Raw genomic sequence first — 16,677 nt, forward strand, 5'->3', positions numbered from 1 at the left:
CGCGAGCGCTCAAACCGTCGCGAGCTCGCGCCCCACGGCGCCTTGCAGCAACTCGGAAATTGCGTCCGTCGACAACGGCTTCGCGAAGTAGAACCCTTGCATCTCGTCGCACGCGCGCTCTTTCAGGAAGTCGAGTTGCGCGGACGTCTCCACGCCTTCGGCGATCACCTGCAACTTCAGCGAATGCGCGAGCGCGATGATCGCCGAGGTGATCGTCTCGTCGTCGCCCGACACGCCGATGTCGGAGACGAACGAGCGGTCGATCTTCAGCCGATCCACCGGGAAGCGCTTCAGATAGCTGAGGCTCGAATAGCCGGTGCCGAAGTCGTCGATGGCAAGGCCGATGCCGAGCGCATGCAGTTCGTTGAGCATCGACACCGCTTCTTCGGCATTGCGCATGATGGTGCTTTCGGTCAATTCGAGTTCGAGGTACTGCGGCTCGAGGCCGGTCTCGGCCAGCACCTGCATGACCAGCTTGGCGATATCGCGTTGCTGGAACACCCGCGCCGACAGATTCACCGAAACCCGCGCCGGCGGCAAACCCTCGTCCTGCCAGGCCTTGTTCTGGCGGCACGCCTCGCGCAGCACCCACTCCGAGAGCGGCCCGATCAGCCCGCTTTCTTCCGCGACCGGAATGAACGACGACGGCGGCACCAGTCCGACTTCCGGATCGCGCCAGCGCACCAGCGCCTCGGTGCCGACAATCTGTCCGCTCTCGATATCCACTTGCGGCTGGTAGTGCAACAGGAATTCGTTGTCGCGCAAAGCACGGCGCAAACGCCGCTCCAGATTCAGGCGCGCGCCCGCACTCGCGTTCATCTCCGGCTGATAGAACTGGAACGTGTTGCGGCCCATGTCCTTCGCGCGATACATCGCGAGGTCGGCCTTCTTCATCAGCGTTTCGGCGTCCTCGCCGTCTTGCGGGAACAGGCTCGCACCCATGCTGCATCCAACATACAGCTCGGTGCCGTCGAGCCACACCGGCTCGGAGATCGACGCGCGCACCCGCTCCATCCACGCGATCAGCGACTGTTCGTCGACGGTGTCGGTCATCACGATCACGAACTCGTCGCCGCCGTGCCGCGCCACCGTGTCGCTGGTACGCGTGCAGCGCGCGAGACGCTCGGCGACCACGCTCAGCAGACGATCGCCGACACTGTGGCCGAGGCTGTCGTTGACGTTCTTGAAGCCGTCCAGATCGATGAACACGACCGCGACGCCCTTGTGATGCCGTTGCGCGACGATCAACGCATGCTGCAAGCGGTCGCGCAGCAGATTGCGGTTCGGCAGGCGCGTGAGGCTGTCGTAGTTGGCCTGGTATTCGAGCTGTTCCTGATAGCGCATCAGATCGGTCACGTCGTTGATCACGCCGATGTGATGCGTGATCACCCCCTCCTGATTCGGCACCGGCGCGATGAAAAGCTGATTCCAGAACAGGGCGCCGTCCTTGCGATAGTTGCGCACCACCGCGCTGACTTCGCGGTTCGCCGCGAGCGCCTGACGGATCAGCGCGACGCCTTCCTGCTCGCGGTCGTCGCGCTGCAGAACGCGGCAATCGTGGCCGATCACCTCGGCGGGGTCATAGCCGGTAATGCGCATGAACGCCGGGTTCACGTACTCGATCAGATTGCCGGTCGGCGACGGCGCGGTGATCAGAATCGCGTTGACGCTGGCATCGAGCGCGCGGCTTTGCAGACGCAAGGCAAGATCGGCGCGCTTGCGCTCGGTGATGTCCGTGTAGGAACCGAGCACGCCGATCACGCGGCCGTCGCCGTCGGTGAACGGCAGCTTGCTCGTGACCGTGGTGCGGTGCACGCCGTCGATCACCAGATCGACTTCGAAGTTCATCTTCGGCACGCCGGTGCTCACCACTTCCTTGTCGTGGTCGTTCAGCAGCGTCGAGAAGTCGCGCCACGGCATGTCGGCGTCGCTCTTGCCCACCACCTGCTCGGGATATGCGAGCCCTGCATCGCGCGCGAACGCCATGTTGCAGCCGAGATAGCGCGACTCCATGTCCTTCCAGAAAATGCGCTGCGGAATATTGTCGATCACCGCTTCGAGCATCTGGTTCGAACGGTGCGCTTCGGCTTCGGCGTTGATCTGGTCGGTGACGTCGTCGGCCAGCACGAAAAACGCGGCGCGGCCCATGAAGTTCAGCGCGTGATACGAAATGTCGGCGCTGATCGTCGAGCCGTCCTTGCGCCGGTGATGCCAGATGCCCGCCATGGTGCGGCCGTGCTGGCCCGCGTCGCTGCGCTGCATATGCGATTCGAGACGCGAGATTTCGCCGTTCGGCCGGATCGTGCGAATCGTCATGCCGAGAAATTCGCTTTCGGTGTAGCCGTATTGCTGGATCGCGGCCGCGTTGACGGCGAGAAAACGCAGCGTCTCGCGATCGAAGATGTACATCGGCACCGGATGGTCGTCGAACAGGCCGCGAAAGCGTTCGTCGTGGCGGCCGAGCGCGCGCACGGTGCGCAGCTTCTCGCGCGCGCTGTTTTCGCGGGCGCCGAACGTGAAGATCAGCAGCACGCTGCCGCCCAGCATGGTCACGATCAGCAGGAACATGGCCCGCTGCGTTTCGCTCGCCGAGGCCGCGAGCGACGCCTGCAAGGCGCGGCTCTCCGCGCCGCGCAGTGCCGCGAGGCCGTCTTCGACGCGATCCAGGCCGAGCCCGAGATGGGTGTAAGTCGAGGCCGCCCACGCACGCGAGGCGTCCGGCACGGCATTGCCGCTCTGGAGCAGCGCGTCGTCAATGTCGTGTTGCAACGCGTGGCTGTCCGCGCTCAGCTTCGCGAGTGCGTCGAGCATGGCGGGCTCGCCGGCCAGTTCACGGCGCAGATCGCGCTCCAGACCCGCGAGCGTGGTCGCCATGGCGGTGGCCGCGCCAGCCGGCGCCGCCTCGCCCGACGCCTCGAAGCGGCCGAGCGCGGCAAGGCCGCCGTCAAGCACCGCCCGGTAGGCGTCGAGATCCTCGCGCACGCTCGTCGAACGCAGCATGCGCGCATCAGCGTCGCGTTGGCCGCAAATCTGCGTATAAGCGACGAACGCGTTCGCGCCGATCGCCGCGGCAACGACCGCCAGGTTGATCAGCAGCCGCTTCGATAAAAAAGGAGTCATGGGTTCCGAACGTCAATCGTTCTACGGGCGGGAGCGCGCGGTCGCTTTCGATGCGTCGGGCCGCATCGATACCGAGACTCTTTACGCGCCAACCCATGGATAACGGCAGAGTTCGGAACAGATTGAGGGTAACGAGTGAAAAAAACTGGCGGGTCGCGCCTAGCCGGCCGCGCCTAGCCGGCCGCGCCTAGCCGGCCGCGCCGAATTCCTTCATGGCCGGGACGAAGTCGTGATTGGCCTCCGGCTTGCGCGACAGCTTGGCGAGCACGTAGCGCTTGAAAGGCTCCAGTTCGGCCCACTGGGCGACGCCCGGCGCGGCGAGACCGGCCAGTTGCGCCTGATGCGCGATGCCGTCCGGCACACTGTCCGTGCGGCGCCAGGCGGGCGCGTCCTCGGGCGTGAACCACTCCGGCTCGATGTTCGCGTGGGTACGCAGCATTTCGAACAGGGCATGATCGAAATTCGGCTCGATCTCCGCGTCTTCCTCGACCGGGAAACGCGCCAGCAGCTTGCGGTCTTCGAGCGGCAGCGTTTGCCATTGATCGAGCGAGATGCGCAGCCCGAACCGGTCGAGATTGAAGCGTACCGACATCGGGATGTAGGTGAAATTCTCCGAAGACTCGACCTCGAAGTTGAACAGAAGCGGTGCTTCGTTGAGTCCCATGACAATGTCCCTCGTGGATGGCGGGCAACACGCAAGCCCAGCTTGGGGTATTTTAGAACCTTATTCGCGCGACGGCGGCATGGCCGGCGGCAACATACCGGGCCGCCAACCGCCCACACGCGCGCAGCATGGCAAAGGAGTGAACTAGCTTGAACGAACTGGAAACAGCCGGGCAGCCGGGCGCCGTGGAGCGCCAGGTGCGCCGGCACCGCGGCGCGGCGGTCGAAACCGTCACCGACCACGTCGGTCAGGAGTGGCCGGTCGCGCTCGTCTTCAACGGCATTTCGCACGCGGTGATGATGTGCACGCCGCGCGATCTGGAGGCGTTCGCGGTCGGATTCGCGATTTCAGAAGGGATCGTGGGGCGCGGCAGCGACATTCAGGACATCGAGGTCGAGCTGCATGATGACGGCGAATTGCCGCATGCCGAAGTGCAGTTACAGGTGGTGCAGCAGGCGTTCGTCGCGTTGAAGGAAAAGCGTCGCGCGCTCGCCGGGCGCACCGGTTGCGGCGTGTGCGGCATCGAAAGCATCGATCTGCTGGATCTGGAACCGGAGCGTGTGCCGGACACCGGTTTTCTGCAACGGCTCGCGCCGGACGCGATCGCGCGCGCCGCCCGCGAATTGCCCGAGCATCAGGCGCTGACGCGGCTGACCGGCGGCCTGCACGCCGCCGCGTGGTGCGACGCGGCGGGCGCGATCCGCTATGCGTTCGAAGACGTCGGCCGCCACAATGCGCTCGATAAGCTGATCGGCCAGCTCGTGCTCGATCGCGTCGATACCAGGGAAGGCTTTGTGTTTCTGTCGAGCCGCGCCAGCTACGAGCTGGTGCGCAAGGCCGCGCGCGTCGACGTGCCGATGGTCGCCACGATCTCGGCGCCGTCGTCGCTGGCGATTGCGATTGCCCGCAAGGCGGGCGTGCGGCTGGTGAGCTTCTGCCGCGAGAAAAGCTACGTCGACTACGATACGTTGCAGCCGGCGCAGCCTTGAGCGGTTGAAGCGGCTGCATACCTAAGCGCCCGACGCGCTCAGGCACGGCACTCAGTCGAATTGCCGGAAGTCCGGCTTGCGCTTCTCGAAGAACGCCTTGAACGCCTCGCGTGCTTCGGGCGCGAGCAGCATCTTGCCGAAATGCACGGCTTCTTCGGACATCTGCGTTCGCAATTCCTGATGGCTCGCGCGCTTCATCAAACTTTTCGTCACGCGCAGCGACGAAGCCGGCAACGCAGCCAGCTTCGCGACTTGCGAAACAGCGAACGCGTCGACTTCGACCGCGGGCAGCAGGCGATTCACGAAACCCATGCGCAGCGCTTCGGCGGCGTCGAATGCTTCGCCGAGCAGCAGTTTCTCCGCCGCCGCCTGGTAGCCGGCCACGCGCTGCAACAGCAGGCTCGACGCCGCTTCCGGACAGAGGCCGAGTTGCGTGAACGGCAGCGAGAAGCTCGCGGTGTCGGCCGCGTAGACCAGGTCGCAATGCAGCAACAAGGTCGTGCCGATGCCGACCGCCGGCCCCGCCACCGACGCCACCACCGGCTGCTCCGCCGAGCTGATCGCGCGCAGGAACTGGAACACCGGCGCGTTTTCGCCCATCGGCGGCGTCTTCATGAAATCTTCGAGATCGTTGCCGGCGCTGAAAATACCCGCGCTGCCGCGAATCAGGATGGCGCGCACGGACGCGTCGCCTTGCGCTTCGACCAGCGCGTCCGCCATCGTCTGGTACATCGCGGCCGTAATCGCGTTTTTCCTGTCGGGCCGGTTGAAGGCAATCGTCAGCACGCCGTCGGCGCGCTCGACCAGGATATCCATCGTCATCTCCTCGTCCTCCTGCTGAAAATGTAAAAACGGTTCGCAAGCTGGGTGGCCTGCGAACCGTTCCGCGGTTCTTAGCGGGTCGCCCTTGGGCTTCCCTCTGGAACCGAAGCGACCACCGGAGTGAACGCCGGGGTGAACATGCTTACAGGCGCTCGATGATGCCCGCCGCGCCCATGCCCGTGCCGACGCACATCGTCACCATGCCGTACTTGTAGTTACGGCGGCGCAAGCCATGCACCACGGTCGACGCACGAATCGCGCCCGTCGCACCCAGCGGATGGCCGAGGGCGATCGCGCCGCCGAGCGGGTTGATTTTCGCCGGATCGAGACCGAGGTCCTGAATCACCGCTAGCGATTGCGCGGCGAATGCCTCGTTCAGCTCGATCCAGTCGAGGTCGTCGATCTTCAGGCCGGCGGCCTTCAGTGCGGCCGGAATCGCTTCCTTCGGACCGATGCCCATGATTTCCGGCGGCACGCCGCGCACGGCGAAGCTGACGAAACGCGCGAGCGGCGTCAGGTTGAATTCCTTCAGCATTTTTTCCGACACCACGATCAACGCGCCCGCGCCGTCCGACGTCTGCGAGCTGTTGCCCGCCGTCACCGAACCCTTGTTGGCGAACACCGCGCGCAGCTTGGCCAGACCTTCGAGCGAGGTTTCCGCGCGCGGACCTTCGTCGAGCGACACTTCGCGGGTCTTCACGCGGACTTCGCCGGTGGCGAGATCCGGGAAGCGCTCCGTGATCGTGTAGGCGGCGATTTCGTCGTTGAACTCGCCGGCTTGCTGCGCGGCGATCGCACGGCGGTGCGATTCGACCGAGAACGCGTCTTGCGCCTCGCGGCTGATCTTCCAGCGCTCGGCGACTTTCTCCGCTGTCAGGCCCATGCCGTAGGCAATGCCGATGTCTTCATTGCGATCGAAGATATGCGGCGACATGGACGGCTTGTTGCCCATCATCGGCACCATGCTCATCGACTCGCAGCCGCCCGCGATCATTGCGTCCGACTCGCCGACGCGGATGCGGTCGGCGGCCATGGCGAGCGCGGTCAGGCCCGATGCGCAGAAGCGGTTCACCGTCACGCCGCCGACGCTATTCGGCAGACCGGCCAGCAGCGCGCCCATGCGCGCGACGTTCAGCCCTTGTTCCGCTTCCGGAATCGCACAGCCGATGATCGCGTCTTCGATCACCTTCGTGTCGAGGCCGGGCACTTGCGCCACGGCTGACTTGATCGCGTGCACTAGCAGTTCGTCCGGGCGCGTGTTCTTGAACATCCCGCGCGGCGCCTTGCCGATCGGCGTACGGCTCGCGGCGACGATGTATGCGTCTTGCAATTGCTTTGCCATTTGAAGCTCCTTTGTCGACCAGAGTTAGCGCTTTAGCGCTTACTCTGGTCCCATGCAGTCTCATCGCGGTCGACCAGAGTTAGCGCTTTAGCGCTTACTCTGGTCCCATGCAGTCTTATCGCGTTGGTCGCTTAGTTACGCACCGGCTTGCCGGTTTGCAGCATGCCCATGATCCGTTCCTGCGTCTTTTGCGTGCCGAGCAGATCAACGAACGCACGACGCTCGAGTTGTAGCAGCCATTCTTCATCGACCAGACTGCCCGCCTCCACGTCGCCGCCGCACACCGCTTCCGCGATACGGCTCGCGATCAGGAAATCGTGCTCGCTGATGAACCGGCCATCGCGCATATTGACGAGCGACGCCTTGATGGTCGCGATCGCCGAACGGCCGGCCACCGGCACCTGCGTCACACGCAGCGGCGGACGATAACCCGACGCCGACAACGCGCGCGCTTCCTTCTTCGCGACGTCGAGCAGTTCGAACACGTTGAAGACGATCGTGTCGGACGGCTTCAGATAGCCCATCGCGCGGGCGTCGAGCGCGGAGGCCGAGACCTTCGCCATCGCCGCGTTTTCGAACGACTTCTGCACGAACTTGAGCAGGTCGTTGGTCGCGCCCACTTGCGTCGCGGCTTCAGCCGCGCGCAATGCCGCTTCCTTCAGGCCGCCGCCCGCGGGCACGAGACCCACGCCGACTTCCACCAGACCGAGATAGCTTTCGATGTGCGCGACCCGCTTCGCGCTATGCAGCGCCAGCTCGCAGCCGCCACCGAGCGCGATGCCCGACACGGCCGAGATTACCGGCACGCTCGCGTACTTCACGCGCAGCATGCCTTGCTGGAATTTCTTCACGAACGGCTCGATGCCCTTCGCGCCGCCCATCATGAACGCCGGCATTGCCTCTTCGAGGTTGGCGCCCGCGGAGAACGGGCCGCCCGGCGTGCCGAGTTTCAGCGACGTCGGCTGCCACACCACGAGACCCTTGTAGTCTTTTTCGGCCAGTTCGATCGCCTGCGTCAGACCGTCGATCACCGACGGTCCGATCGTATTCATCTTGCTCTTGAACGACACGATCAGCACGTCGTTCTCGCCGGCGCGATCGTCGACCCAGGCGCGCACAGCGTCGGTTTCGAACAGCGTCTTGCCGTAGGTCTTCGGATCAGCGGTTTCGCCGACCAGCGGTGCACGGAACACCTGCTTGTCGTAGACCGACAGCGACGAGCGCGGCACGAAGGTCTTCGAAGCCGGCGACCACGAACCTTCGTTCGTATGCACACCGCCCTGCTCGGCCACTGGACCTTCCAGCACCCACGACGGCAGCGGCACGTTCGAGAGCGCCTTGCCGGCCGCGATATCTTCCTGCACCCATTCGGCGACCTGCTTCCAGCCGGCCGTCTGCCAGCCTTCGAAGGGACCTTCGTTCCAGCCAAAGCCCCAACGGATCGCCAGATCGACGTCGCGCGCGTTGTCGGCGATCGATTCCAGATGCACGCCGATGTAGTGATACACATCGCGGAAAATCGCCCACAGGAACTGAGCCTGCGGATGCTGCGATTCGCGCAGCAGCTTCAGACGTTCCGCCGGCGGGCGCTTCAGAATGCGGCCGACCAGTTCGTCCGCCTTGGCGCCGCCGTCGACGTACTCACCCGTCTTCGGGTCGAGCACCTTGATCGCCTTGCCTTCCTTCTTGTAGAAGCCGCCGCCGGTCTTCTGACCCAGCGCGCCCTTCTTCACGAGTTCGGCCAGCACGGCCGGCGTTTCGTAGACCGGGAAGAACGGGTCGTCCTTCAGCGTGTCCTGCATCGTCTTGATGACGTGCGCCATCGTGTCCAGACCGACCACGTCGGCGGTACGGAACGTGGCCGACTTCGCGCGGCCCAGACGCGCTCCCGTCAGGTCGTCCACTTCGTCGAAACGCAGGCCGAATTTGGCGGCTTCGGTCACGACGGCGAGGATCGAGAAAATCCCGACGCGATTGGCGATGAAGTTCGGCGTGTCTTTCGCGCGCACGACGCCCTTGCCGACCACGCTGGTCAGGAACGACTCGAGTTGATCGAGGATTTCCGGGCGCGTGGTCGCGGTCGGGATCAGTTCGACCAGGTGCATGTAGCGCGGCGGATTGAAGAAGTGCACGCCGCAGAAGCGCGCCTTCAGTTCATCCGAGAAACCATCGGAGAGCGCGGTGATCGACAGACCCGACGTGTTGGTGGCGAAAATCGCGTTCGGCGCTAGATGCGGCGCGACCTTCTTGTACAGGTCGTGCTTCCAGTCCATGCGTTCGGCGATCGCTTCGATCACGAGGTCGCATTCGGCGAGCTTTTCGATGTCGTCGTCGTAGTTCGCGGGCTGGATGTATTGCGCGTCGTCCTTCACGCCGAAGGGCGCCGGCGACAGCTTCTTCAGGTTCTCGATCGCCTTCAGCGCGATCGCGTTCTTCGGGCCTTCTTTTGCAGGCAGATCGAACAGCAGCACGGGCACCTTGGCGTTGATCAGGTGCGCGGCGATCTGCGCGCCCATCACGCCGGCGCCGAGCACGGCTACCTTGCGAATGATCAGATTGCTCACGTCGTTCCTCCGGGGAGTTATGCGATGTCGCGAAGCTTCATGGGACGCTTCGCGATGTGTGGCTGACGGCAGGCGCCGCGGGTTCGACACGCGCGGCGCCTGCCTTGATGTGTTTGCCTGGCGCTTGAAAACAGCGGCTTAGAACAGCGCTTCTTCGAGGTCCATCATCGACTTCGAGCCGGCGCGTGCCTGACGAATCGTCATCGCCGTTTCCGGCAGCAGCTTGGCGAAGTAGAAGCGAGCCGTGGCGAGCTTCGCCTTGTAGAACGGATCGCCCGAGGCTTCCTTGTCGAGCGCGACGCGTGCCATGCGGGCCCAGAAATACGAGAACACCAGATGGCCGACGGTGCGCAGATACGGCACGGCGGCGGCGCCCACTTCGTCCGGGTTCTGCATGGCCTTCATGCCGATTTCCATCGTCAGCTTCTGCACCTTTTCGCCGATGTCGGCGAGCGGGTTGATGAACTCCTGCATCTCCGGCTTCACGCCTTCCGCTTCGACGAAATCCGACACCAGCTTGCCGAACTTCTTCATCTTCGCGCCCATGTCGCCGAGGATCTTGCGGCCGAGCAGGTCGAGCGCCTGGATCGCGTTGGTGCCTTCGTAGATCATGTTGATGCGCGCGTCGCGCACGTACTGCTCCATGCCCCACTCGGCGATAAAGCCGTGGCCGCCGTAGATCTGCATGGCGTGATTGGTGCTCTCGAACGCGTTGTCCGACAGGAACGCCTTCAGGATCGGCGTCAGCAGCGCGACGAGGTCGGCGGCTTCCTTGCGCACCGATTCGTCAGCGTGCGACAGTTCCTTGTCGATATGCAGCGCGGACCAGTACGAGAAGGCGCGCGCGGCTTCGGCGTAGGCCTTCTGCGTGAGCAGCATGCGGCGCACGTCCGGGTGCACGATGATCGGGTCGGCCGCCTTTTCGGGCGCCTTCGGGCCGGTCAGCGAACGCATTTGCAGACGCTCTTTCGCGTACGTCAGCGAGTTCTGGTAACCGATTTCGGTCAGGCCGAGGCTCTGCATGCCGACGCCCAGGCGCGCCGCGTTCATCATCACGAACATCGCGTTCAAGCCCTTGTTCGGCTCGCCGACGAGCCAACCCTTGGCGTTGTCGAGATTGATCACGCAGGTGGCGTTGCCGTGAATGCCCATCTTGTGTTCGATGGAGCCGCACTTCACGCCGTTGCGCTCACCCGGTTCGCCCGCATCGTTGGGCACGAACTTCGGCACGATGAAAAGCGAAATGCCCTTGGTGCCCTTGGGCGCATCCGGCAGACGCGCGAGCACCAGGTGAACGATGTTCTCCGCGAGATCGTGTTCGCCGCTGGAGATGAAGATCTTCGTGCCGCTGATCGCGTAGGAGCCGTCGCTGTTCGGCTCGGCCTTGGTGCGCAGAATGCCGAGGTCGGTGCCGCAATGCGGCTCGGTCAGACACATCGTGCCGGTCCAGACGCCCGCGACCAGCTTCGGCAAATAGCGCTGTTGCAGCTCCGGCGTGCCGTGCGCGTGCAGACATTCGTACGCGCCGTGCGAGAGGCCCGGGTACATGGTCCACGCCTGATTCGCCGAGTTCAGCATTTCATACAGCGCGTTGTTGACGAACGCGGGCAGGCCCTGGCCGCCATATTCCGGATCGCAACCCAGTGCGGGCCAACCGGCTTCGACGTATTGTTTGTAGGCTTCCTTGAAGCCCTTCGGCGTGGTCACGACGCCGTCGCCGGCGTACGTGCAGCCTTCCTGATCGCCGCTGTGGTTGAGCGGGAACAGTACTTCCGAGCAGAACTTGCCGGCTTCCTCGAGCACCGCATTGATGGTGTCGGCATCGAGATCCGCGTGCTTCGGCATCTGCTTGATTTCGGCTTCGACGTTAAGCAGTTCGTGCAACACGAATTGCATGTCGCGCAGCGGCGCGGCGTACTGTCCCATGACTCTCTCCCAAGTTTGACAAGAAGCCAGGCCGTTAGCCGAGTCCGTGGATCGGAGCTTTCTGCGCCGCTGAATCCGCCTGATTGGCGGCGGCGCTGCTAACGGCTTTCGCTTTGATACGAAACAATCAATTTTTCCAGCGCGGCCCACGTGAGACGCACCGCATCCGGCAAGTGCAGGAAGCGCGCGTCGTGATGCAGACCGAGCGTGAAGCTGTACAGTTCGAACAGCATCAGTTGCGGATCGGTGTCGGCACGCAGATGCCCTTCTTCCATTGCCTGCGAAATCGCGCGCGTGAGCGCCGCACGCCAGACCGTCACGCTCGACACCAGTTGCTCACGCACCGGGTTATCCGCGCGGTCGTCGTACTCGACGGCGCCGCTGATGTAGATGCAACCGGTGGTGACTTCCTGAATGCGCTTCTCGATCCAGCGGGAAATCATCGCGCGCAAGCGCGGCAATCCACGAGGCTCGCGCAAACTCGGGAAAAACACCTCGTCTTCGAAACGACGGTGATATTCGCGCACGACTTCGACCTGCAAGTCCTCGCGCGACCCGAAATGCGCGAACACCCCGCTTTTGCTCATCTGCATGCGCTCAGCCAGCAGCCCGATCGTCAGACCTTCCAGTCCGTCGCGGCTTGCCAGGTCAAGTGCTGCGTCGAGAATTGCGGCTCGCGTCTGTTCGCCTTTTCGCATAGCTTTTTACCGTTCTAATGTGACCGAAAGAAAAATCGAACGGCCGTACTATTATTGAGTGCCGCCGTCCGCGAAACAAGGACTTTATTAGAAACCGGTTTCTAACCTGGTTTCAATTCTGCGGCATCCGTCAATCAGAGGAATGAGATTTTTTAGAGGCGTTTGCCTGAAGTTTGCCTTGAGACAGGGGTTGCCCGCCTAAGTGCACGCTTTCTTCTGATTAACGCAGCCGGCCGACATGATGCAGCAAGTCGGTGCGAATGCAGAAGCGTTTGACGTATCGCGGGTATTGGAAGGACGACGCGGTGCTGGGATTGCCGGGTGGAATGGCCGTCGATAGTTTCGTTAGACGCAGGCCTGACGTGGCGTTGCCGCCGTGTCAGGCTTGCTCGATCGGAACATGGAGGATGAAAGAAGATCGCGTCAGGACGCGTTGTCGTGCGCTGGGAAAGTTTGCGTAAGCGCCGCGGCAGCTCGCGTCAGCACATCGTTGCGGTCACCACGCCGCATCTGGGTGAAAAGACGCAATCCGGGATACCACGGGCTGTCGTCCCCGCCATACAGCCAGCGCCAGCTTCCCGCGAAACGGTTGAGCAGCTAGACCGGGGCTTTACCCATCGCCGCGGCAAGATGGGCTGCCGAAGTATCGACGGCGATCACTGCGGCCCGCCGTCCTTCGATGCAAAGCAAAGCGGCCCAAGCATTGCGCTCGAGCCGCTTCGTGCCTACTAGGCGTTGGTCGCAAACGCATTTCCGCGAGTCAGTCGTAGCCACCCACCGTCAGCAACTTCATCACGGCCCGGTAGGTCGTGTAGGCGAGCCAGTTGAGCGCGCGCTCACCGGCCGGCCGGGCGTCGTAGCGCGCTTCGTCGATACGGCGCGAGTCCTTGAAGGCGACGAGGATCGCTTCACGCAACGCGTCGATCGACGGGTCGTTCACCAGCACCACATTGGCTTCGTTGTTGAGCATCAGGCTCAGCGCGTCGAGGTTCGACGAGCCGACCGTCGCCCAGTTCGAATCCACCACCGCGACCTTGCCGTGCAGCAGCGTTTTCTCGTACTCGGCGATCTGCACGCCGGCCTTGAGCAACGCGCGATAGAGAAACGGCACCGCGTAATCGAGCGCCTTGAATTCCTTGCGCCCGATGATGAGCTTCACCACCACACCGCGTCGCGCCGCGAACACCAGCGCGCGCCGCAGCTTGCGCCCCGGCATGAAATACGGATTGGCGAGCAGCACTTCGGTGCGCGCCTGGCCGATCGCCGCCAGATACGCTTTCTCGATAGCGCGCCGGTTGATCAGGTTGTCGCGCGCGACGAACGCTACACAGGGCTGACCGCCCGCCCACAATTCCTCGTTACGACGCCGGCGCCTGCGCCGCAGGCTGCCGAGCGAGGCCGTGGTCTTCGGCCCGAGGTCCGGCTCCATGGACTCGATCGGCCGATGCCCAAGTCGAATCCGCCGCCACTGCACCTCGAACGCCTGGCGGATATCGGCGACCACCGGCCCGTGCAATTCGACCGCGAAGTCCCAGCGCCGGTACGGCAGCTTCTCGCCATTGTTCTCGTAATCGTCGACGATATTGATGCCGCCGCAGTACGCGAACTGATCGTCGATCACCGCCAGTTTGCGATGCGTGCGCGAGAAGCCGAAGCGGCCGAACAGGTGCGGGTTGTAGATGCGATGGTCGATGCCGGCGACGGGCCACTCGTTAAACATCGGCAAACGCTCGGTGCCGATGCCGTCGGTGATCACGCGCACCTTGACGCCGCGCGCGGCGGCGCGCAGCAACGCGGCGCTGACCGCCTGCCCGGCGTTGTCGTAGCAGAAGATATACGTTTCGAGCACCACGTCGCTCTGCGCGGCATCCACACGCGCGATCAGCGCGCTGAAGAACTCATCGCCGGAACGCAGCAGCTTGACGTCGTTGCCGCTGGTGAAGCGGTAACGCTGCCAATAGCGGCGGCCGAGCAGCGATTGCCGCAGTCGGGCGAAGCGGCGCGCGCCGCCGACGCTCACCGGCCACGCTCCGTGGGATGCCCAACGTCGGGACGCCCACTGAACCGCCCATGCAGCCTTTTAGGCAACTGCAGGATCGCATCGGCATTCGACGACGAAAAGCAGCGCCACGCCGCCTCGTCATACGGCAGCCACAGAAATGCGGTGTGCTCGCGCGGCGCCAGCGTGACCTCGAGTTGCTCCGGCACTTGCAGGCTGAACCAGTGCTCGGTGTTGTGGATCACGCCTTCGGCATAGCGATAGCGGAACTCCGGGTAGATCTCGTATTCGATCGAATATTGCCAATCGAACAACGCGCTATGCGGCACTTGCGCGCTGCCCACCACGATGCCGGTCTCTTCGCCGACCTCGCGCGTCGCCGTCTCGGCGAGCGGCTCATCGAGCCGGTCTTTGGAACCCGTGACCGACTGCCAGAAACCGGCGTGATCGGCGCGCTCGATCAGCAGCACGTCAAGCGCGGGCGTATGGATGATGACGAGTACGGATTGCGGAATCTTCGGCGGTTTCGGCATGGCGTGAAAACTGGGCGCAACGCTTGCGCGGTACATGTCGGAGATTGGTCCAGGAAACGGTCGAACGCAGTTGCATCGACTGTAACGCAAAAAACGAAAAAGGCGCATGACGCGCCTTTTTCGATTGCTTCCGCTGTCGTTTTTCAGACAGCACTGACTGGCCTCAAGCCATTACACCTTCGGTTCCGGCTGACGCAGACGGATGTGCAACTCGCGCAACTGGCGCTCGTCCACTTCGCTCGGTGCCTGCGTGAGCAGACACTGTGCGCGTTGCGTCTTCGGGAACGCGATCACGTCGCGGATCGAATCGGCGCCGGCCATCATCGTGACTATGCGGTCCAGACCGAACGCGATACCGCCGTGCGGCGGCGCGCCGTATTGCAGCGCGTCGAGCAGGAAGCCGAACTTGGCTTGCGCTTCTTCCGCGTTGATTTTCAGCGCGCGGAACACCTTGCTCTGCACTTCTTCACGGTGAATACGCACCGAGCCGCCGCCGATTTCCCAGCCGTTCAACACCATGTCGTAGGCCTTCGCGAGGCAGCGCGCCGGATCCGTTTCCAGATACTCGAGGTGCTCGTCCTTCGGGCTAGTGAACGGGTGATGCGCGGCGACGTAGCGGTTATCTTCCTCGTCGTATTCGAACATCGGGAAGTCGACCACCCACAGCGGCTTCCAGCCGGACTCGACCAGACCATTGGCCTTGCCGAATTCCGAATGGCCGATCTTCAGACGCAGTGCGCCGAGACTGTCGTTCACCACCTTCGCGCGATCCGCCGCGAAGAAGATGATGTCGCCGTCTTGCGCGCCGGTGCGCTCGATGATCGCCTTGACCGCTTCGTCGTGCAGGTTCTTGACGATCGGGCTTTGCAGACCGTCACGGCCCTTCGCCACTTCGTTGACCTTGATCCACGCGAGGCCCTTCGCGCCGTAGATGCGCACGAATTCCGTATAGCTGTCGATGTCGCCACGCGAGAGCTCGCCGCCCTTCGGCACGCGAATTGCCGCGACACGGCCGTCTTTCGTGTTGGCCGGCGTGCTGAACACCTTGAAGTCGACGTCGCGGACCGCATCCGTGAGGTCTGTGAATTCGAGCTTCACGCGCAGGTCCGGCTTGTCCGAACCGAAGCGGCGCATGGCTTCCGAATACAGCATGACCGGGAACTTCTCGTCCAGCGCGACGCCGATCGTTTCTTTGAACACATGACGGATCATGTCTTCGAACAGATCGCGAATTTCCTGTTCCGACAGGAACGAGGTTTCGCAGTCGATCTGCGTGAATTCCGGCTGACGGTCGGCGCGCAGGTCTTCGTCGCGGAAGCACTTGACGATCTGATAGTAGCGATCGAAGTTCGCCACCATCAACAGTTGCTTGAAGAGTTGCGGCGACTGCGGCAGCGCGAAGAACTGGCCCGGGTTCGTGCGCGACGGCACGAGGTAGTCGCGCGCGCCTTCCGGCGTGCTCTTGGTCAGCATCGGCGTTTCGATGTCGATGAAGCCCAGCGAGTCGAGGTACTTGCGCGCCTCGATCGCGACGCGGTAACGCAGACGCAGGTTGTGCTGCATCTGCGGACGGCGCAGGTCCAGCACGCGGTGCGTGAGACGCGTGGTTTCCGACAGGTTGTCGTCGTCGAGCTGGAACGGCGGCGTGATCGACGGGTTCAGCACGATCAGCTCGTGGCACAGCACTTCGATCTTGCCGCTCTTGAGCGCCGCGTTCGTGGTGCCTTCCGGACGGGCACGAACCACGCCCTTGATCTGCAGGCAGAACTCGTTGCGCACGCCTTCGGCCGCCTTGAACATCTCCGCGCGGTCCGGGTCGCAGACGACCTGAACGAGGCCTTCGCGATCGCGCAGGTCGATGAAGATGACGCCGCCATGGTCGCGGCGGCGACTCACCCAGCCGCACAGCGAGACGGATTGGCCCAGCAGTTCTTCGGTCACCAGACCGCAGTATTGAGATCTCATCGACATGATGTTTGTCTTTCGTTTTGCATTGGTTGAACGGCGCGTGGCATTAAAA

11 protein-coding genes and 1 pseudogene are annotated in these 16,677 nt (G+C 63.5%); 1 reads left to right on the forward strand and 11 read right to left on the reverse strand.

The genetic code is table 11. The features are described from left to right. Positions 1-9 precede the first annotated feature (9 nt). Together B0G74_RS17265 and B0G74_RS17270 are read right to left on the reverse strand one after the other, a co-directional pair. Entirely contained in the window at positions 10-3,120 is a 3,111-nt protein-coding gene (locus B0G74_RS17265) for an EAL domain-containing protein (protein ID WP_132376059.1), read from the reverse strand. Positions 3,121-3,307: 187 nt separating this feature from the next. Continuing rightward, positions 3,308-3,784, reverse strand: a complete 477-nt coding sequence (locus B0G74_RS17270; protein WP_132376060.1) for a nitrate reductase associated protein — start codon at positions 3,782-3,784, stop codon at positions 3,308-3,310. A 149-nt stretch (positions 3,785-3,933) separates the two neighbouring features. Between B0G74_RS17270 and fdhD the strand changes: the two genes are divergently transcribed. Beyond that, complete coding sequence (fdhD, locus tag B0G74_RS17275) at positions 3,934-4,773, forward strand: formate dehydrogenase accessory sulfurtransferase FdhD (protein ID WP_132376061.1); 840 nt, start codon at positions 3,934-3,936, stop codon at positions 4,771-4,773. A gap of 51 nt (positions 4,774-4,824) precedes the next feature. Here fdhD and B0G74_RS17280 read toward each other — a convergent pair whose 3' ends face one another. From B0G74_RS17280 to aspS, 9 genes and pseudogenes are all read right to left on the reverse strand, one after another. After that, positions 4,825-5,595 (reverse strand): enoyl-CoA hydratase, encoded by a 771-nt coding sequence (locus B0G74_RS17280; protein ID WP_132376062.1) that lies wholly within the window; start codon positions 5,593-5,595, stop codon positions 4,825-4,827. 142 nt (positions 5,596-5,737) lie between these two features. Beyond that, a complete protein-coding gene (locus B0G74_RS17285) occupies positions 5,738-6,937 on the reverse strand; it encodes an acetyl-CoA C-acyltransferase (RefSeq protein WP_132376063.1) in 1,200 nt (399 codons plus the stop codon). A 131-nt stretch (positions 6,938-7,068) separates the two neighbouring features. Further along, positions 7,069-9,501, reverse strand: a complete 2,433-nt coding sequence (locus B0G74_RS17290; protein WP_132376064.1) for a 3-hydroxyacyl-CoA dehydrogenase/enoyl-CoA hydratase family protein — start codon at positions 9,499-9,501, stop codon at positions 7,069-7,071. Positions 9,502-9,639: 138 nt separating this feature from the next. Beyond that, positions 9,640-11,427, reverse strand: coding sequence for an acyl-CoA dehydrogenase C-terminal domain-containing protein (locus tag B0G74_RS17295; RefSeq protein WP_132376065.1), 1,788 nt, complete (start codon positions 11,425-11,427; stop codon positions 9,640-9,642). A 98-nt stretch (positions 11,428-11,525) separates the two neighbouring features. Beyond that, positions 11,526-12,125: a TetR/AcrR family transcriptional regulator gene (locus B0G74_RS17300; RefSeq protein ID WP_106282004.1), complete on the reverse strand. Its 600-nt coding sequence runs from the start codon at positions 12,123-12,125 to the stop codon at positions 11,526-11,528. 423 nt (positions 12,126-12,548) lie between these two features. After that, a pseudogene (locus B0G74_RS46680) lies at positions 12,549-12,785 on the reverse strand (hypothetical protein); the annotation flags it as partial. Between the two features lie 100 nt (positions 12,786-12,885). Further along, a complete protein-coding gene (gene clsB, locus B0G74_RS17310; protein ID WP_132376066.1) occupies positions 12,886-14,145 on the reverse strand; it encodes a cardiolipin synthase ClsB in 1,260 nt (419 codons plus the stop codon). After that, positions 14,142-14,657, reverse strand: coding sequence for a dihydroneopterin triphosphate diphosphatase (gene nudB / locus B0G74_RS17315; RefSeq protein WP_132376983.1), 516 nt, complete (start codon positions 14,655-14,657; stop codon positions 14,142-14,144). Before nudB ends, clsB begins: the two co-directional genes overlap by 4 nt. A gap of 171 nt (positions 14,658-14,828) precedes the next feature. Continuing rightward, positions 14,829-16,628, reverse strand: coding sequence for an aspartate--tRNA ligase (aspS, locus tag B0G74_RS17320; protein ID WP_132376067.1), 1,800 nt, complete (start codon positions 16,626-16,628; stop codon positions 14,829-14,831). Between the last annotated feature and the right edge of the window lie 49 nt (positions 16,629-16,677).

It is taken from the genome of Paraburkholderia sp. BL9I2N2, from assembly GCF_004339745.1.
In the GTDB taxonomy this organism is placed as follows: Bacteria; Pseudomonadota; Gammaproteobacteria; order Burkholderiales; family Burkholderiaceae; genus Paraburkholderia.